The organism is Acetivibrio clariflavus DSM 19732 (assembly GCF_000237085.1).
Classification (GTDB): Bacteria; Bacillota; Clostridia; order Acetivibrionales; family Acetivibrionaceae; genus Acetivibrio; species Acetivibrio clariflavus.
Genome location: NC_016627.1, coordinates 3,827,242 through 3,845,666, shown reverse-complemented (window position 1 = coordinate 3,845,666; position 18,425 = coordinate 3,827,242). Strand labels below are relative to the sequence as shown.

Here is an 18,425-nt window from a genome sequence, read left to right as displayed (position 1 = left end):
ATTAAAAATACCAAGTATTGAACCATTTCATATTTTCCATATATTTAACAGGAACTTCAAGTCCTGATAGCCCCGGATAAAAAAGAATAAACAGTGCAAATACCAATCCTAAGTAAATATAGGTTAAAAACTTCCCTTTAGGGTAATTATCGACAAAAATCTTAATTATATAAACTATTGAAAGTATTAAAAACGGTACAATAGAAAAATAGTGATAGATGTAAGTTGACCTTGTGACAAATATCCACGGTATATATTGGAATACCATTGCTGTCATTATCAGAAGAAGTTTTCGGTCGTATTTGTATATTCCTCTAAGCAGTATGGAAATACATATGGCCAGAAAAATCAAAATTGCCAGCCGGGTATCAAATTGCTTGTAAAAGCTTGTATCTCTTTCCGCACCGTAGAAGGCTAATACTGTAATTACAAAAACTGCATAAGAGGCAAATGAAGCCAGTAACTGTTTTTTATCAAATTTAAAGAATACAAGTAACAGTAATAAAACAACAGCACAAATGATCAAAGACCATATTTCCAATTTCGATGAATTAATAACCTCGGCAATAGAGCTTGGGAAAACCATATATACAAAAGCAATAGCCGATACAGCAAATATGGGGACAAAATATTTTTTTACTTTTGAAAGGGCAAAGACTGTAAAAATGCCAAATACTAAAATTCCAGTCCACCAGATGGCTGGATTGCCCATTGTGAAAATTTTTGAAGCCATATTTGGACCAAGATCGCTTCCGAAATAGAAAGCCATGGGTTTTACCATAATAGGCCATTCCCACCATGCCGACTGATAAGGATGGCTGTCTACCAGGTTGGCATGATAGTCAAACATGTCCAGTGAATTTTTATAAAAGAGGCTAAGTCCGTGGCCTTCACCGGGAACCTGCATCCAGGGAATATAAGACATAATATATATAATTAATGGCATTAGAATAAAGGCAAATATACAGTATAAAAAGGTTGAGTTTATATATAGAGGATAGAAACGATAGGCCCAGGAGTCTTTGGGCGGATTTTTGGCAATTAATTTTTTGTAATCATTGTATTCATTTATTTTTGTGACAAAGAACAACAATGCAAGGCCGGCAGCACCATAAAAGGCTATCCACTTGCTTGCAATCCCCAGACCGAAAAACAAGCCACTAAAAAACAGTGGTTTTAACGATTGTCTAAAGCCAAGAACATAGGATTTGTTTATAAAGTAGTCATACATGTAATAATACATAAGTATAATAAAGAATGTAACATAGCTGTCTATGGTAGCAATCCTTGTCTGGCTGAAATGCATAAATTCAAACATCATGAGAAATGCCGCGCAAAAGGCATAAAATCTCTTTTGGAATACTTTTTTGCCAAAGGCATACATCGCAGGAATCATTGCAACTCCAAATAAGGTCCCCATTATTCTCCAACCGAAAGGCACCATTCCAAAAACAAGTATACCCAGGGACATAATAACCTTGCCCAATGGAGGATGGGTTGTTTCATAAGGTTCCATTTTGTTTATATGCTCGTAAGCAGTCCGTGCGTGATAAACTTCGTCAAAGTACATACCGTTTTTATAGGAAGGTTTGAAAACTACAAGGTCTTGTTCATCAAAAAGGTTTTCGATACTTCCTGTACTTTTTTCACTGGTGTTTGTTTCAACTATTGCAATTCCATCTAAGGGTTTAGTAGCTCCATATTCCATAATGCCTATTTCGTTAAGGGCTCCGCCAGGGATATCAACTATGAATTTCAGTTTTCTTGTTCTGACAGGGGCAGTATCAATATATTTCCATATAAATATATCTTCCTTGGAGAAGGCCGCAAGATGTGTAAACCCTGTTTCTTCATCATAGTATTCAATCCTGTAGTCTCCACGGATGTTCTTGTCTTTTCCCAACCCTAAGTAAAAATAAATTCGTGAAAGGGTTACATCTCTTCCCAAATCAACAACAAAGTTTTCACCTGATTCAGCAGGAATCCAGGATGTGGTAGGCGCTTTAAGGTCTCCTAAATTGAATAACGCAACCAAAAGATATATAAGAGACATTGAAGCCATAATTATAAAATCTTTTTTATCTAAGCTTACTTTTGTTACTTTAATTGGTTGAGTATTTGCGGAAATTCCTTTTGTGCCGACAGGCGAAGAGTTTTTTTTGCCAGGTTTATATTTATATACAATAAAAAAGGCCGATATTGTTAACCACGCCATTATAACAATGAATGCAAGCAAGAAAGGATTAATCATTACTGTATTGCTTTGATCTTGTTCCGCATTCCAGTTTGGATCCATGTTCACGGCTGTTTTGCCGGGAGGCATACTGTCAAGCTCGACGACTTCAATACTGTCAAACCATGCCTTACCTGTATTTGTACTTCCATATCCCCCAATGCCTATTGTAAGAGTAAGACTTTCCTGGTTAGGACTTGTCTTTCCGTAAAGTTCCACGTATTCCCAGTGTTCGCTTGTACCTTTAATGTCCTTTGACGTATCAAGGGAGTTATCAATGGAAAGGTTGGCACCTTTGTTTTCAGAGCCTACGTTTTGAGTCTTAATCCAACAGGACATTCTGTAATAGGTATTGGGTTTTACTTTAATTGTCTGTTTAAATCTCGAATCGTTTGGAGAATTATTTATGATCAAGGCGCTTTTAGAACCGCTATGTGATTGGTTTTCATCCAGCAAGAACTGTGTAACGCCCTCGGTTTTATCCCAACAGTCATAAGTCCAAGATAATCCGTCTTCTATTGTGCCTTCTTCAAATCCGGGATTCTGTGCTAGGTTTCCATTTGCACCAAAGGAGTTCAGTGGTGATATAAATATTATCAGCATAAATAAAAAGCAGATACCTGACAGCTTCTTTGACACGCTGAAAACGCCTCCCTCAAATAATCTTATTTTAAATCCAGAGGTATTGTTTTTTTTCTTACCACTGTCTGAATAGAGACAATACATAAGAACAACAATACTATTACATTTACAAGGGAACCTATGAAAAGCACAGTATCATCTGCCGGAATATACGGATATTCAGTCAAAAACATTCTTACCAGAACATCATAAGTATTAACAAAAACTGTGGCACTTACTCCGCCAAAAATAAGGAGATAACCTATATCTTTATAAAAGATATAACAAAGCAAGGCAAAAGCCATGGCAGGGAAGAGATATCTCTCATGCATTCTGGTGGAGAGAACAAATACACCTGTCATTTGCACCAGCATCGCGATAGGTGCAATATTTTGAGCAGACTGCTTGTGCTTTATATAGTTAGAAAAATATAAGAATCCTGTAAACAGAGACGTTAACACTATAAATAACATACCCCATGAGTAATAGCTTAATATAAAGAGTGTTTCACTATCAGGTTTTGCATTGGCGCCAAGTAAACTGAACAGATTATAAGCATTCATTGAAGCATATTTATAGCCTTCAGCAGTGTTTATATATAAATTTATAATCCAATCCGGAGCTTGTCCGGGTGAAAAAGGAATTACAATTACAGCTGTGGTTATGGCAGCAAATAGCGCTGAAAGGCCAATATTTTTTAATTTTTTTGTCTTAATAAGGTCAATAATAAGTTCGTAACCTATTACAGGAAGGAATATTATTCCCTGAGGTTTCATTAGAACAGCAATGGTAAACAGGATGGTAGCATAAGTAAGTTTTCCTTCTAAAATTAATATTAGTCCGAATAAAAGGATCATTGTAAAGAAGGAATCTACCTGTCCCCAAAGGGTTGAATTCAAAAATACAGCTGGGTTGAATATATACAGTATTGACAGAATACAACTTGCAGTACTATTGAATTTTTTCACAGCAAGCTTGTAAATTAAATAAGCTGTAACAACATCCGCAATAATAGCCGGTAATTTAATCATTATAAGATGTGCATCAGGATTGGAAGTAAGGTTAAACAAGTTTGAAATCCAGCCTACAAGTGCGAGAACAAGTATATAAAAAGGCGGATAGTCGCAGAACATTCCTCTTGTATAAAACGTTGATATTCCGTTTGTACCGGAAGCTGCCATGGACCAGGCTTTAAAACAGCCTATGTCCACACTGAAACCTTCTATTTTTGCTGCATATATCAGCCTTACTACCAGACCTATCAAAAGGGCTGTACCAAGAAATGCTTTTTCATATCCCGGTTTTAGTTTTAATATTTCTTTTTTTGCAAGAACTATGAGTAAAATAGCAACAACAAAAAACAGTATTGAATAAGGTATCATAAAAGAGATATTTTTACTTCTCGGTAAATTGTCAGTATTTGTTGGAGTATCTTCCGCATATAAGTTTGCAACTTCAACGTTGGAAGGAACTTTGTCTATTTTTTCCACAACTACGTCATCGAACCATACCTTGCCAGTATTTACATTGCCGTAAGAACCGAGGGCTAAGGATAATACAAAGCTTTTCTGATTTTTTTTAGTGCGGCCGTAAAGTTCAATATATTGCCAATCATTTGTACCCTGAATATGTTTGGAGATGCTGAGAATATCTTCAACAGTTATATTTGCTCCAGTATAATCCGAACCTACATTCTCGGTTTTAACCCAACAGGATAATTTATAATAGGAATTGCCTTTTACTTTAATTTCCTGATTAAATCTTGAATGATTTGGAGAGTAGTTTATAATACAAGCACTCTTGCTACCGGAGTGAGAGACAGTATCATCAATAAAAAATTCTGTCACTCCATCGGTGGTTGTATAAGCTTGTTTATTCCATTTATCCAGATAACCTTGTTCGAACCCGAAATTTTGCACAAGGTTATTGTTATCGGCAAAAACGGGGATGATTGAAAGTAGTGAAAATAAAACAATTATAGGAAATATTATTTTTCTCATTTTTTTCCTCCAGTAAAATATTAATTAGCTAGACTCAAAAAAATAACTAAACTTCGATTTGAAATTATAAGACTATTCACCGCTGTCGTTACTTTTTTCTTCTGATTCTTTTACTTCTTCCGAATCTTCCGAATGCTCATTATCACTAGTAGAGGATGTAGAGTCGGTAGTTTTGCTGCTTTCTTTCGATGAAGAAGATTTAAAAGTGTTGTATATGGCAGCTGCTGTAACTAAAATACATATTGCAAGTATTATCCATATAGTTCTGTTTTTTGCGGGTTTATTTTCGGATTCGGAATTGTCAATATCGGATTCAGACTGGTTGTTGGAGGGTGAGTTGTCTTGATTGGGCGATTCGACTATAGCTACGATGGCAGCGTCGGGTATAGTGTCTATTTCTTCAACTGTTACATTGTCAAAGGAAGCTTTACCGGAACTTTCAGCACCATATCCCCCGACTCCTACAGTAACATTGAAGGAATATACGCCTTCCATAGTCTTTACATATAGTTCGACATATTCCCACAATCCGTCGGTGTTTTTAAGAGGTTTTGATCCGGTTACCTGGCCTTCTACCGACAAAATTGCACCATTGCCCGAATCACTTATGTTTTCGCATTTTATATAGCAGGATAATTTGTAATTTTTATTGGGCTGAGCGCTGACAGTTTGGATGTATCTGGAGTCGTTTTGAACATTATTAACTATAGTGACATAATTGTTGCCGTCACATGCCTCACCGGATTCAACTTTAAATTCAGATGCACCTTCATCCTTATGATATGTATAAATGGACCAACCCACAGGAACTCCGTCCTGTACTTCTTCAAAAGAACCGTTCGTTATGAGATTTCCTTCAGCATATATATAATTTGTCAATGACAAAGTTATATAAATGATAACACAAAAGAGAACACTTAATTTTCTTATCATTCATATACCCCCTAGAAAGAGTTTATGTCCGATTCTCACAAAGGTCATAATACCTTAAGTTTGGCTATCTGTACTTAATATATTGTAACAAAAAGAAAAATAATAAGCAATGTTGATTTTGCAAAGGGTGCGTGGAACAGACTTTTCGTTTTGACTGATGATTTGTTTATATTAAAAAATCAAAAAATTGAGTAGTGGAAATTGCTATGTTGAAATAAAAAAATATATGTTATAATAAGAAAAATGCAAGATTTTTATCAGGAGGTTGCACAAAATGAAATTTACAAAGATGCAAGGTTTAGGAAACGACTATATATATGTCAATTGTTTTACTGAAAAAGTGGCTGATCCGTCGAAGATGGCCAAAATTTTAAGTGACAGGCATTTTGGGATTGGATCCGATGGGTTGGTTTTGATTATGCCTTCGGAAACGTGCGATTTCAAGATGAGAATGTTTAATTCTGATGGTTCTGAAGCTGAAATGTGCGGCAATGCAATAAGATGTGTGGGTAAATATGTTTATGATAATGGTTTGACTCAAAAAACAGTTATAAAAATTGAAACTTTGGCAGGTATAAAAATTCTTGATATGAAAGTTGAAAATGGAAAAGTTGCAATGGTAAGAGTTGACATGGGAGAACCGGTTTTACAACCGGCCTTGATACCTGTCAAGAGTGAAGAGGAATTGTTTATATCCCAGCCGGTGCTTATTGATGGTAAAGAATTTAAAGTTACATGTGTTTCAATGGGAAATCCTCATGCTGTCACTTATGTTGAAGATATTGATAAATTTCCCCTTGATATCATAGGACCAAAAATGGAAAATGATAGCCTGTTTCCAAAGCGAATCAATGCAGAATTTGTACAGGTGTTAGATAGTAAGACTCTGAAAATGAGAGTATGGGAAAGAGGTGCCGGCGAAACCCTTGCTTGCGGGACAGGGGCTTGTGCTACTCTGGTTTCATCGGTACTTAATGGCGTCAGCGACAGGTGTGCAGTTGTTAAACTTTTAGGCGGAGATCTGATAATTGAATGGAATGAAAACGATAATCATGTATATATGACAGGTCCTGCAACTAAGGTATTTGACGGAGAAATTGAAATTTAGAGCAACTAGAAAGAACATTAAAAGTTAATGATACAAGTTTAGAGTTAAAGATAATGAAATATTTATTTTATAAAAAATATAAATAATAAAAACATTTTTTAGAGGAAAATTGAGCTTTTTGAAAACACAGTTACAGAGTCATTTAGAGAAAATTAATAGGGAAAGGAAGATGATAAATGGCAATTATTAATGAAAACTATTTGAAGCTTCAGGGGAATTATCTTTTTGCTGAGATTGCAAGAAGGGTTAACAAGTACAAAGAGGAGAATCCCGATGCGAATATTATCCGTTTGGGAATCGGGGATGTGACAAGACCTTTGGTACCGGCAATTATTAAGGCAATGCATGAAGCAGTTGACGAAATGGGGAAAGCCGAAACTTTTAGGGGATACGGTCCGGAACAAGGTTATAGCTTTCTGATAAGCAAAATTATTGATAATGATTATAAAGCAAGGGGAATATCTTTAGATGAAGATGAGGTTTTTGTTAGCGACGGAGCCAAAAGTGATACCGGAAATATTCAAGAAATATTTGGTTTGGATAATTTGATTGCTGTTACAGACCCGGTATATCCCGTTTATGTTGACAGCAATGTTATGGCAGGCAGAACCGGTGTAATTGACAGCAGTGGGCGATTTGGTAAAATTACCTATCTTCCTTGTACCGCTGAGAATAGTTTTGTGCCTGAGCTGCCAAAAAACAGGGTGGATATGATTTATTTGTGTTTTCCCAATAATCCTACCGGAATGACTCTTTCAAAGGAACAACTCAAAAAATGGGTGGACTATGCCAGAGAAAATAAGTCCATAATACTGTATGATTCAGCATATGAGGCTTTTATCAAGGAAGATAATGTTCCGCATAGTATTTATGAAATAGAGGGAGCAAAGGAAGTTGCCATCGAGTTCAGAAGTTTTTCAAAAACTGCCGGATTTACAGGTACCAGATGTGCATATACTGTGGTCCCTAAAGAAGTTGTTGCTTATACAAAAAACGGTGAAGAACATCAATTGAATAAACTGTGGAATAGAAGGCAAACCACAAAGTTCAACGGTGTCCCCTATGTAATACAGAGAGCTGCAGAAGCTGTTTACACAGAAGAAGGACAAAAGCAAATAAAGGAGACAATAGATTATTATATGACAAATGCCTCAATAATTAGGGAAGGTCTTAAAAGTATAGGATTACAGGTATTTGGCGGTGTAAATGCACCTTATATTTGGCTAAAAACACCGAAAGGATTAAGTTCGTGGGAGTTTTTCGATAAACTGTTGAATGAGGTTAATATTGTTGGTACACCGGGTGTGGGTTTTGGACCAAGCGGTGAAGGATACTTTAGACTTACGGCCTTCGGCAGCAGGGAAAATACTGAAGAAGCAGTAGAGAGAATTAAAACAAGGCTTGAAATATAAAATGCTTTGATTTTGGTTAAGTTTAGAAGGTATATTACAGTACAAAAATATACAAAATTATATAAACCAAGACTTGAGGAAACTCAGGTCTTTTTTGTATTAAAAATAGGTTATTGGACATATAATAAGTTTATATAGTATTTTGTGCAGAAGATATTAAATTAAAATATACAAAATAATTTGTGGATTGGGAGTAGTATGAAGGTAAGAAAAATTGTTTTTTGGACAAGTTTAATATTTTCGATTCTATTGTTTGCTCAAGGTATATATACGCTAAAATCCTTTAATTCTGAGGATATACAGTACTTTAGTGAAAACACTCCTATAATAAAAACAGAATATCAATCCAAAGACAGCGCTATTCATGATAGTGTCAATATGCTGGTTTTAGGTTTGGATGACGAGGAATTAAGGTCAGATGTTATTGCGTTAATTAATTTTAATCCGGAAAAGAAAAATATAAATATTTTGTCGATAGCCAGGGATACAAGAGTTAAAACTAAAGGAAAATACGGAAAAATTAATGCTCTAATATCAAAAGGAGGAGAAGAACTTGTTATCAGTGAGGTTGAAAAAATTACCGGCCTAAAGGTTGATTACTATGTAACTTTAAATTTTAAGGGATTCAGAGAGATAGTTGATGTCATGGGAGGCGTGGAAATTGATGTGCCGATGGATATGAAATATGATGATCCTGTGCAGAATCTTCATATTCATTTAAAAAAAGGAAAACAGATTCTCGATGGAGAAAAGGCAGAACAATTTGTTAGATACAGGAAGGGGAATCGCAAAGGAGAAGGCTATGAGGATGGAGATTTGGGCAGAATTGAGGCACAGCAATTGTTTTTTAAAGAATTTATAAAGCAAAAATTTAAGGCAAAATATATTCTAAAAGCAGGAAGCATATTTTCGATTCTGAACGAGAATATGAAAACAAATGTTAAAATAAGTGATATTGATTTTTTTGTCAGACAATTTAAAAATATAAAAATTAATGAAATCAATACTTTTACCCTTCCCGGAGAATCAGTGTATAAAAATGGTGTTTGGTATTATATATATAATGAAAAGAAGACCAATGAGTTAATTAAGAATAATTTCCGCTAGCAAAATTAATTTCAAAAGATAACCTGTGCAAATCTTGCAGATTTCAGGCTCAAATACATCAATAGCAAATCAAGCTCCGTTGCAGCTTGCAAAAAAATAGATAAAATTGGTACATATTACTCATGACTGAAAATATTATTAGTGATATAATATTTTTTATAAAGCGGTTTCGAAAAAATTGCAATTATTGTTTGTAAAATGAGATAATATGGTACCGCAAGTGTTATCGGTTTATTAGGGGATGAACAAATACAATCACCTCTAAAATAAGTTCAATATGGGAGGGTACTTGAATGGATCCCATAACACATGGAGTTATCGGCCTTGCTGTTGCAAAAATCACCGGAAATGAGATCTCTTTAAATGATGCAGTTACTATAAGTATTGTGATCGGATCGATTTTTCCTGATATTGATATTGTTTTTCAGAAATGGGGGGATTATACCTACTTAAAAAATCATAGGGGTCTTACCCATTCGATTTTAGGACTTATTGTTTCCTCAGTTTTTATGTCTGTTCTGTTGAAATTTATTTATAAGGGAATTAGCATATACCAAATATTTTTATGGTTCTTGCTGGGCGAATTGGCTCATTCCGGTTTTGACTTGTTAAACTCTTATGGTGCAAAGCTTCTGTGGCCTTTTTGCAGCAAAAAATTTTCTTTGGGTATTTTAAACTCTTTTGACCCGCTATTTATATCAACTTTGATAGGATATATAATTTCCCAGCCTAAGTATGAAAATATTACTCTTATTCTGTTTGTTTCTTATATCGGGTTTAGAATTTTAATGAAACGGATTGTTTTAAAGGATATTTATAAAAATTTCAGCGGCAAATGCCAAAAGTTAAGTTTATTGCCTTCGATGACCGGTCTTTTCAGGTGGCATTTCATATTAGAGGAGCCGGGGAGAAATGTAGTAGGAGAAAAGAATTTATTAAAAAGAAGCATCAAGATATTTAAGGTGCTTGATAAGATAGAGGAAGAAGTTCTTAAAAAGGTTTCCTTTTCTTATGTGGGAAAGTTTTTTAATGAGTTTACACCGGCTTATCACGTACTATGTGAAAACATAGGGAATGTGACCAGATATATATTTATTGATTTAAGATATTACATAAGAGGCGACTTTTTGCATCACGCAATACTTGAAATGGATAAGGATGACAATGTTGTTAGTGCCAGCTTCAATCCGTATTCAATGGATAGAATAAATCCAATACCCAACCCTGACTTGAGATTGAATAATACACTTTTTTCAAGATTCAAGGTTTTTTTGGAAATCAACTAAATTATGATTTGATGACTTTTAAGTTTTGCTTCTTTATATTATAATAAAAAATCGAGAGACTATAAAAAGCCTCTGATAATTTTTTCCAAAGTGCTTTTAACATTATTGGTTTTATTGCTTAGTAATGTTAATATTGCACGGTTGCATAAATCTCGAAGCATAAAATATTTTTGCAAGAGATACGGCACGATGGGAAAAAGGGGCTTTATTTTATGGAATTTAAAGGCTTCTCATTGTTATTTTAATAGGGACTTAGGGTATTTTTAACTTGTGGGGTATATAAAAATGCCTAATATAATTGAAATTGTAAGTACTAAGTAGAAGAGGTGGACTGTTGAAAAGTATTGGATTTACAACAAGTATACCGGTGGAAATAATATATAGTGCCGGTTTTAAACCTGTAGATTTAAACAATATTTTTATTACCGATAAAAATGCTGCAAAACTTATTGAGCAAGCTGAAAATGACGGTTTTCCGAGAAACACATGTTCCTGGATAAAGGGAATATATTCTGCTGTGCTTAACTCGGAGGACATTGATACGGTAATTAGTGTAGTGGAAGGCGACTGTTCCAATGCAAGAGCGCTTTCAGAGGTTTTAAATCTAAAAGGTATTAAATGTATTCCTTTTTCTTACCCGAATTCCAGAAACTATCAGGCTTTAAAAGCTGAGATGGATAAATTATGCCGTGAATTTAATACAAGTTTTGAGCAAGCTATATATATAAAGAAGCAATTGGATTTAATCAGGAAACGTCTGGCATATATTGATGAACTGACCTGGAAGCACAACAAAGTGTCAGGTTTTGAAAATCACATCTGGCAGGTATCTAGCAGTGACTTTGAGGGAGATTACAGGGCTTTTGGAGAAAAACTTGAGAAGGAAATTGCCGTTATCGAGAAAAGGGAACCTTTTTCGGAAAGAGTCAGGCTTGGGTACATTGGAGTGCCTCCCATAAACAGTGATTTATATGATCTGGTCGAAGAAATGGGAGCCAGAATAGTTTACAATGAAGTTCAAAGGCAGTTTACCATGGCCGATGGAATAGATATTGACGACTTGGTTGAGGTTTACAGAATTTTTACTTATCCCTATGATTTATATGGTAGAATTCGGGATATAAAGAATCAGATTGAGATAAGAAAAATAGACGGAATTATTCACTATACCCAAGCTTTTTGCTTTAGAGGTATAGAGGATATTGTTTTAAGAAAAGAATTGGATGTGCCTATTCTTACCCTTGAGGGCGACCGGCCCGGAACGGTAGATCCGAGAAGCAGACTCAGGATAGAATCCTTTATTGACATGTTAACGTAAATGAATTTACTGGGTGATGCGATATGAGAATATTGGGAATTGATTTGGGAAGCCGATCGGTTAAAATTGCAGTTTTTGAAGATGATAAATTTATATCGGGAAAAGTATATGATACGGCTGTTTTTTATAGAGATTACTGCAGCAATGAAAATAGCATTATCAAAGTAGATTTTGGCAAGCTTGAGATTGATAATATTGAGAAAATAATCAGTACTGGTTATGGAAGAAATAATGTCAATGTCAATAATGCTGAAGTTATTACCGAATTGAAAGCCCATACTTTTGGTGCGGTATGGCAAACCGGACTAAAGGATTTTACGCTTTTGGATATAGGGGGGCAGGATAGCAAAGTTATATCTGTTAAAAACGGCAGAATGTCAGATATGGTTTTAAATGACAAGTGCGCCGCATCCTGCGGGAGATACCTTGAAAACATGGCTAATGTGATAGGTATAAGCATTGATGAGATGAAAAAATACTATAATGACCCTGTGGAACTGAGTTCGACTTGTGCGGTGTTCGGCGAATCAGAACTTATCGGCAGAATTTCTGAAGGCTATGCCGTACCTCGACTGGCAGCAGGAGTGAATTATTCATTGTATAAAAGAATAAAACCCATACTTGCAAGATTTCCTGCGGAAAATCTTGTTTTGACCGGTGGAGTTGCAAATAATGAGGCACTTGTTTATTTTATCAAGTCGGACCTTGGCTGGGGAAAGATAATAGTGCCGGATAATCCGCAACTCAATGGTGCAATTGGTTGCTGTGCCTATTATTTAAGTAAGGGAGTCAATTCAAAGTAGAGAATTTATTCTTTGATAAAGCTGATATATATTGATATACTTATATATGTTGGAGTAAATTAGGAGGATTTCAACTATGAAAAGAGCAATAGTTCTTCTTTCGGGTGGTCTTGACAGTACTACATGTTTATCGGTGGCTTTGGCAAAAGGTTATGAGGTTTATCCTATATCCTTTGATTATGGACAGCGCCACAAGAAAGAACTTGATTGTGTAAGGCAAATAGTAAAGTATTATGATATAAAAAATCATAAATTAATTCACATTGACAATGTAGGAGGCAGTGCCTTAACTGATTCAAACATCAATGTGCCGGATTACGAAGGAACATCAAATATACCCGTAACTTATGTACCGGCTAGAAATATCATATTTTTAAGCTATGCAGTTGGATATGCTGAAGTTGTAGATGCCGATGCTATTTTTATAGGGGTAAATGCTATAGATTATAGCGGTTATCCCGACTGCAGGCCTGAGTTTATAGAAGCTTTTGAAAGGATGATAAAAGTCGGAACCAAAAGAGGTGTGGAAGGAAAACCGATAAAGATCGAAACTCCTCTGTTGAAGCTAAGCAAGGCTGAAATTATAAAACTTGCATACGAAAACAAGGCACCCCTTCATCTCACAACCAGTTGCTACAGGGGTGGGGATAAAGCCTGCGGAGTTTGTGATAGCTGTGTATTAAGGCTTAAAGGGTTTAAAGAGGCAGGTATTGAGGATCCAATAGAATATTCGATTGATGTAGAGGAAAAGTTTCGGACATTGTAAAAAGAATCGGTTGATGTATAAAGGTTAGGTTTTAAGTGCAGTAATTTTTTATCCATGGAATAAAATTGGTCGATTATATAGAAATACCTTATTTTAGATAAGGTTATAATTGAAAGGAACTGATTTATGAAAATATCGAAAGTAAGTATAACCAAGGTGTTTACATTTGATAGTGCCCACAGTTTGATTGATTATCCGGGAAAATGCAAAAATATTCACGGTCATACCTATAAACTTGAAGTTACTTTGAAGGGTATGCCGGATAAGAATGGATTGGTTATTGATTTTCATGATTTAAATGATCTTGTGGAAAATGAAATACTTGCCCAAATTGACCATAAATATCTCAATGATATTCTGGATTTTAATCCCACTTGTGAGATGCTTGGTTTGTGGATTTGGGATCAGATTGCAAAGAAAATAAAAGATATGGAATGTAGTTTAGAGAAATTGGTACTTTGGGAGACACCCACAAGCTATATAACAATAGATGCAAAGGATATGAAAGAATAAAGGCCTGCAATAATAATTGATATGTTTTTACAGATTGTTTACTTTGCTTGTGTTGTTATAGAGTTGAAGATGTGCTTGCGTTATTTTCAAATTGAAAGGTGAATTAAATGTTGGTAAATGAAATTTTTCTAAGTATTCAGGGAGAAAGCTTATCAACTGGTTTTCCGACGGTTTTTGTACGTTTTACAGGCTGTAATCTGAGGTGCTCTTATTGTGATACCACATATGCTTATGAAGAAGGAGAGTCAATGTCCCCTTCGGAAATATTCGAACGAATTAAAGCGCTTGACTATAAGCGTGTGTGCATTACTGGAGGAGAACCTCTGCTGCAGAAAGATTTAAAAGAATTGTTGGAGCTCTTAAGAGGTTATACTGTCACAATTGAGACAAACGGTGCTGTTTCTATAGAAAACGTGAAATTGGGAGAAGGCCATACTTGGGTTATGGATATGAAAACACCGTCTTCAGGATGTTCTGAAAAAATGGTGTTGGACAATTTGAAGTTTTTGAGGGATGAAGATGAAATAAAATTTGTAATCGGTGACAGGAAAGACTATGAGTGGGCTAAAGAAATAATAAGAAACCATTATACAAAAGGTACCATATCCTTTTCCCCTGTATATGGGAAAATGGATTATGAAGAACTGGTGAACTGGATATTGTCTGACAGATTGGAGGTCAGATTTCAGATACAACTGCATAAGGTGATATGGGGTGCTGATAGAACAGGAGTATAATCGGTATGTTAAATTGGGACGAACTTACTAAAGCTTGTACAGAATGTTACAATTGTGATTTGGGCAAAAGAAGAACGAATATAGTAATTGGTCGGGGTAACAGAGAAGCCGATTTAATGTTTATAGGTGAAGGCCCCGGTGAGCAGGAGGACCTGTCCGGATTGCCTTTTGTGGGACCGGCCGGTAAACTTCTGGATACTTTATTAAAGGCTCAGATGATAAAAGAAGATCAGTACTATATAGCAAATATAGTTAAGTGCCGACCTCCGGGGAATCGGGTACCTACCGATGAGGAGGCTGAAAAGTGCCTGCCCTTTCTGAGAAATCAGGTTTATCTAGTTAAGCCCAAGATAATTGTGTGTTTGGGTGCTACTGCTATGAAATATGTAATAGATAGAAATGCAAGAATAACTCAAATCCGGGGACAGTGGATTGAAAGAAAAGGATATTGGATTATGCCGACTTTTCATCCGGCAGCACTTTTAAGAGATGAGTCTAAAAAGGTGTTAATGTGGGAGGACATGAAAAAGGTTAAGCAGAGGATGGATTATTTATGTCAAAATCAGAGCAGTTGAATATATTGTATAACAGATATGGGAAGCAATTTGAGGGTAAAGAAATTGTTGTAGGGGATGGAAATCCTGATTCGTCACTGCTGTTAATAGGCGAAGCACCGGGGAAGGACGAAGTGGCGCAGAAAAGGCCCTTTGTGGGAATGGCCGGCAAGAATTTGGCACAATTTCTCGAAATATTAGGTTTTAGCAGGGAAGAAATTTATATAACAAATGCTATAAAGCATAGACTGTCAAAAATAAATCCCGATACAGGAAGAGTATCTAACAGGCCTGCGACGAAGGAAGAGATTGAGCAGAACCGTGAATACCTTATTGAAGAGATAGCTATAATTGAACCGAAATATATTGTTACTCTCGGTAATGTGCCGTTAAGGTCTGTCCTTGGAGATTATAAAGCTTCGATTGGAGAGTTTCATGGAAGACTTAATAAAGTTGTTGTACTGAACAAGGAATATAAATTGTATCCTTTGTATCATCCGGCAAGTATTATATATAATGCGGCATTAAAAGAGATATATATAAAAGATTTGCAAAATTTAAGAGAAATTATTGTATCGACAGAGAGTAAAACGTAGAAATCATGTAAAATTACGAGGATTTGCTAACAATAATGAAAAAATATTGCATATATAAGATAAATGGTCAAAAAATTTGTATTTAAATTTATAAAATCCCTTGACTTTAATTTGTTTGTAGTGTTATAATCTAAAAGCTGTCGTTTTTGAAAGACTTTAGTCGAGCCAACAAGAAAAACTAAAAAATACTAATAAAAAAGTGTTGACAAAGTGAAGACAGCGTGGTAATATATAAAAGTCGCTCGCAACGAGTGACTGAGGTTAAGAATTATGGACTTTGAAAAGTGAACAGTGTAAGAAAGGAAAGGAACTCGTTAATTTAATGAGTAACTTGCGAGATATACGCGAGTAAGTAATTTGGAGCCAAAAGGCTTTCTAAAGAGATTAATACGTAGCTGTAGAGATACAGCGAAGTAGATAAAGTTTTTTTAGAGAGTTTGATCCTGGCTCAGGACGAACGCTGGCGGCGTGCCTAACACATGCAAGTCGAGCGGTCCTGCATTCAACATTGAGTATTCAGCTGACGTTGGAGATTGAGCCGGCGTCAAGCAGAAACAACCATATACTATGATATGTTTAAAGTTTCTGCTTCACGCTGAATAAAGTGCCAACACAAAAAGGAGCTGAGTATTGAATGTTGAATGCAGGATAGCGGCGGACGGGTGAGTAACGCGTGGGTAATCTGCCTCACACAGGGGGATAACACTGGGAAACTAGTGCTAATACCGCATAACATAACGAGGTGGCATCACTTTGTTATCAAAGGAGCAATCCGGTGTGAGATGAGCCCGCGTCCGATTAGCTAGTTGGTGAGGTAACGGCTCACCAAGGCGACGATCGGTAGCCGAACTGAGAGGTTGATCGGCCACATTGGGACTGAGACACGGCCCAGACTCCTACGGGAGGCAGCAGTGGGGAATATTGCGCAATGGGGGAAACCCTGACGCAGCAACGCCGCGTGAAGGAAGAAGGTCTTCGGATTGTAAACTTCTTTGGTTGGGGACGATAATGACGGTACCCAAGGAACAAGCCACGGCTAACTACGTGCCAGCAGCCGCGGTAATACGTAGGTGGCGAGCGTTGTCCGGAATTACTGGGTGTAAAGGGCGCGTAGGCGGGGATGCAAGTCAGATGTGAAATTCCGGGGCTCAACCCCGGCGCTGCATCTGAAACTGTATTTCTTGAGTGCTGGAGAGGAAAGCGGAATTCCTAGTGTAGCGGTGAAATGCGTAGAGATTAGGAGGAACACCAGTGGCGAAGGCGGCTTTCTGGACAGTAACTGACGCTGAGGCGCGAAAGCGTGGGGAGCAAACAGGATTAGATACCCTGGTAGTCCACGCCGTAAACGATGGATACTAGGTGTAGGAGGTATCGACCCCTTCTGTGCCGGAGTTAACACAATAAGTATCCCACCTGGGGAGTACGGCCGCAAGGTTGAAACTCAAAGGAATTGACGGGGGCCCGCACAAGCAGTGGAGTATGTGGTTTAATTCGAAGCAACGCGAAGAACCTTACCAGGGCTTGACATCCCTCTGACAGCTCTAGAGATAGGGCTTCTCTTCGGAGCAGAGGAGACAGGTGGTGCATGGTTGTCGTCAGCTCGTGTCGTGAGATGTTGGGTTAAGTCCCGCAACGAGCGCAACCCTTGTTGTTAGTTGCCATCATTAAGTTGGGCACTCTAACGAGACTGCCGGTGATAAATCGGAGGAAGGTGGGGACGACGTCAAATCATCATGCCCCTTATGTCCTGGGCTACACACGTACTACAATGGCTGCTACAAAGGGAAGCGAGACCGTGAGGTGGAGCAAATCCCCAAAAGCAGTCCCAGTTCAGATTGCAGGCTGAAACTCGCCTGCATGAAGTCGGAATTGCTAGTAATGGCAGGTCAGCATACTGCCGTGAATACGTTCCCGGGCCTTGTACACACCGCCCGTCACACCATGAGAGTCTGCAACACCCGAAGTCAGTAGTCTAACCGAGAGGAGGGCGCTGCCGAAGGTGGGGCAGATGATTGGGGTGAAGTCGTAACAAGGTAGCCGTATCGGAAGGTGCGGCTGGATCACCTCCTTTCTAAGGAGTAGGATGATACTTAAAGGTATCACTACTTATGGTCGATATCGGTTGTGAGACAGCCGATAGAGGGTTTCTTTCCTTACACTGTTTAGTTTTCTAAGCCCATAGAGCTTAGAGAAGCGTGGGGGTATAGCTCAGTTGGGAGAGCACCTGCCTTGCAAGCAGGGGGTCAGGAGTTCGAATCTCCTTATCTCCACCACAATCTGACCTTAAGGTCAGAGATGATGTACCTTGAAAAATATATAATGTCAGATAAAGCAAGATGAGAAGAAAAGAGGGTAACTAGTACAGAAAGAAGTACGTAGTGACTCTTAGGATAAACTCATTAAGATGGTAGAAGGGATTCACAAGGAGAACCGAGGAA

14 protein-coding genes, 1 tRNA gene and 1 rRNA gene are annotated in these 18,425 nt (G+C 37.1%); 13 read left to right on the top strand and 3 right to left on the bottom strand.

Annotated features, from left to right (window positions below; genetic code table 11):
* Position 1: 1 nt before the first annotated feature.
* From CLOCL_RS16070 to CLOCL_RS16060, 3 genes are all read right to left on the bottom strand, one after another.
* Positions 2 to 2,872 (bottom strand): glycosyltransferase family 39 protein, encoded by a 2,871-nt coding sequence (locus CLOCL_RS16070; protein WP_014256325.1) that lies wholly within the window; start codon positions 2,870 to 2,872, stop codon positions 2 to 4.
* A gap of 26 nt (positions 2,873 to 2,898) precedes the next feature.
* Positions 2,899 to 4,854 (bottom strand): MptA/MptB family glycosyltransferase, encoded by a 1,956-nt coding sequence (locus tag CLOCL_RS16065; protein ID WP_014256324.1) that lies wholly within the window; start codon positions 4,852 to 4,854, stop codon positions 2,899 to 2,901.
* 72 nt (positions 4,855 to 4,926) lie between these two features.
* Positions 4,927 to 5,787 carry a hypothetical protein gene (locus CLOCL_RS16060; RefSeq protein ID WP_014256323.1) on the bottom strand — a complete coding sequence of 287 codons (861 nt, stop codon included), beginning with the start codon at positions 5,785 to 5,787 and terminating at the stop codon, positions 4,927 to 4,929.
* A 274-nt stretch (positions 5,788 to 6,061) separates the two neighbouring features.
* On the opposite strand from CLOCL_RS16060, the gene dapF reads away from it, so the two are divergent.
* The 13 genes from dapF (at position 6,062) to CLOCL_RS15995 (ending at position 18,260) form a co-directional block, all read left to right on the top strand.
* Positions 6,062 to 6,895 (top strand): diaminopimelate epimerase, encoded by an 834-nt coding sequence (dapF, locus tag CLOCL_RS16055; RefSeq protein ID WP_014256322.1) that lies wholly within the window; start codon positions 6,062 to 6,064, stop codon positions 6,893 to 6,895.
* A 176-nt stretch (positions 6,896 to 7,071) separates the two neighbouring features.
* Positions 7,072 to 8,307, top strand: a complete 1,236-nt coding sequence (locus CLOCL_RS16050) for an LL-diaminopimelate aminotransferase (protein WP_014256321.1) — start codon at positions 7,072 to 7,074, stop codon at positions 8,305 to 8,307.
* A 198-nt stretch (positions 8,308 to 8,505) separates the two neighbouring features.
* Positions 8,506 to 9,414, top strand: a complete 909-nt coding sequence (locus tag CLOCL_RS16045; RefSeq protein ID WP_014256320.1) for an LCP family protein — start codon at positions 8,506 to 8,508, stop codon at positions 9,412 to 9,414.
* A gap of 293 nt (positions 9,415 to 9,707) precedes the next feature.
* Complete coding sequence (locus CLOCL_RS16040; RefSeq protein WP_014256319.1) at positions 9,708 to 10,700, top strand: metal-dependent hydrolase; 993 nt, start codon at positions 9,708 to 9,710, stop codon at positions 10,698 to 10,700.
* Positions 10,701 to 11,034: 334 nt separating this feature from the next.
* The gene (locus CLOCL_RS16035) at positions 11,035 to 12,018 is read left to right on the top strand and encodes a 2-hydroxyacyl-CoA dehydratase family protein (RefSeq protein WP_014256318.1); all 984 of its coding nucleotides are present in this window, start codon (positions 11,035 to 11,037) and stop codon (positions 12,016 to 12,018) included.
* Between the two features lie 23 nt (positions 12,019 to 12,041).
* The gene (locus CLOCL_RS16030) at positions 12,042 to 12,821 is read left to right on the top strand and encodes an acyl-CoA dehydratase activase (protein ID WP_014256317.1); all 780 of its coding nucleotides are present in this window, start codon (positions 12,042 to 12,044) and stop codon (positions 12,819 to 12,821) included.
* A gap of 76 nt (positions 12,822 to 12,897) precedes the next feature.
* Entirely contained in the window at positions 12,898 to 13,587 is a 690-nt protein-coding gene (gene queC / locus CLOCL_RS16025; RefSeq protein WP_014256316.1) for a 7-cyano-7-deazaguanine synthase QueC, read from the top strand.
* A 126-nt stretch (positions 13,588 to 13,713) separates the two neighbouring features.
* Positions 13,714 to 14,100: a 6-carboxytetrahydropterin synthase QueD gene (queD, locus tag CLOCL_RS16020; RefSeq protein ID WP_014256315.1), complete on the top strand. Its 387-nt coding sequence runs from the start codon at positions 13,714 to 13,716 to the stop codon at positions 14,098 to 14,100.
* A gap of 107 nt (positions 14,101 to 14,207) precedes the next feature.
* Positions 14,208 to 14,837 (top strand): radical SAM protein, encoded by a 630-nt coding sequence (locus tag CLOCL_RS16015; RefSeq protein WP_014256314.1) that lies wholly within the window; start codon positions 14,208 to 14,210, stop codon positions 14,835 to 14,837.
* Positions 14,838 to 14,842: 5 nt separating this feature from the next.
* Entirely contained in the window at positions 14,843 to 15,412 is a 570-nt protein-coding gene (locus CLOCL_RS16010; RefSeq protein WP_014256313.1) for a uracil-DNA glycosylase, read from the top strand.
* Positions 15,391 to 15,987: a uracil-DNA glycosylase gene (locus tag CLOCL_RS16005; RefSeq protein ID WP_014256312.1), complete on the top strand. Its 597-nt coding sequence runs from the start codon at positions 15,391 to 15,393 to the stop codon at positions 15,985 to 15,987. The genes CLOCL_RS16010 and CLOCL_RS16005 overlap by 22 nt, the downstream gene beginning before the upstream one ends.
* Before the next feature lie 425 nt (positions 15,988 to 16,412).
* Positions 16,413 to 18,058, top strand: a 16S ribosomal RNA gene (locus tag CLOCL_RS16000).
* A 126-nt stretch (positions 18,059 to 18,184) separates the two neighbouring features.
* A tRNA-Ala gene (locus tag CLOCL_RS15995) sits at positions 18,185 to 18,260 on the top strand.
* Positions 18,261 to 18,425: the final 165 nt, after the last annotated feature.

Bases quoted from the DNA above. Each gene is read 5' to 3' on its own strand.
- queD (WP_014256315.1), top strand. From the start codon at position 13,714: ATGAAAATATCGAAAGTAAGTATAACCAAGGTGTTTACATTTGATAGT.
- CLOCL_RS16030 (WP_014256317.1), top strand. From the start codon at position 12,042: ATGAGAATATTGGGAATTGATTTGGGAAGCCGATCGGTTAAAATTGCA.
- CLOCL_RS16065 (WP_014256324.1), bottom strand. From the start codon at position 4,854: ATGAGAAAAATAATATTTCCTATAATTGTTTTATTTTCACTACTTTCA.
- CLOCL_RS16005 (WP_014256312.1), top strand. From the start codon at position 15,391: ATGTCAAAATCAGAGCAGTTGAATATATTGTATAACAGATATGGGAAG.
- CLOCL_RS16010 (WP_014256313.1), top strand. From the start codon at position 14,843: ATGTTAAATTGGGACGAACTTACTAAAGCTTGTACAGAATGTTACAAT.
- CLOCL_RS16015 (WP_014256314.1), top strand. From the start codon at position 14,208: ATGTTGGTAAATGAAATTTTTCTAAGTATTCAGGGAGAAAGCTTATCA.
- dapF (WP_014256322.1), top strand. From the start codon at position 6,062: ATGAAATTTACAAAGATGCAAGGTTTAGGAAACGACTATATATATGTC.
- queC (WP_014256316.1), top strand. From the start codon at position 12,898: ATGAAAAGAGCAATAGTTCTTCTTTCGGGTGGTCTTGACAGTACTACA.
- CLOCL_RS16050 (WP_014256321.1), top strand. From the start codon at position 7,072: ATGGCAATTATTAATGAAAACTATTTGAAGCTTCAGGGGAATTATCTT.
- CLOCL_RS16060 (WP_014256323.1), bottom strand. From the start codon at position 5,787: ATGATAAGAAAATTAAGTGTTCTCTTTTGTGTTATCATTTATATAACT.
- CLOCL_RS16045 (WP_014256320.1), top strand. From the start codon at position 8,506: ATGAAGGTAAGAAAAATTGTTTTTTGGACAAGTTTAATATTTTCGATT.
- CLOCL_RS16040 (WP_014256319.1), top strand. From the start codon at position 9,708: ATGGATCCCATAACACATGGAGTTATCGGCCTTGCTGTTGCAAAAATC.